This is a genomic window from Streptomyces sp. NPDC059524, from assembly GCF_042749255.1.
Taxonomy (GTDB): domain Bacteria; phylum Actinomycetota; class Actinomycetes; order Streptomycetales; family Streptomycetaceae; genus Streptomyces; species Streptomyces xanthii.
Genome location: NZ_JBHYTK010000108.1, coordinates 22,953 through 23,333, shown reverse-complemented (window position 1 = coordinate 23,333; position 381 = coordinate 22,953).

Sequence of the window (381 nt, the reverse complement as noted above, 5' to 3'; positions counted from 1 at the left end):
GCGCCCCCCCCGGCCCCGGCGCCGGCGGGCGCGCGCCGCGCCCCGCGCCCCGGCGCCGCCCCCCCCCCCCCCCCCCCCGGGCCCGGCGCCGAGCACCTCCGGTGGCACCACGCGGTCGAGCTCGACGCCGAGCTGACCGAGCCCGGGGACCTCGCGTTCGTCGGGTTCGCCTGTGACGGGCGCACAGCGCGGGCGGCTGCCCGGCTCGTGCACCGCACGGCCACCACCTGGGCGTGACGCCCACCCCCTGAACAGGCCGCCAGGTCGCCCGGCATGCGAGAGCCGCGGGGGGGGGGGCGCCGCGGGGGGGCGCCCGCAGGGGTGGTGGGGAGGCGCGCGGCGAGGGGGGGGGGCCCCCCCCCCCCCCCACACCCCACCCGC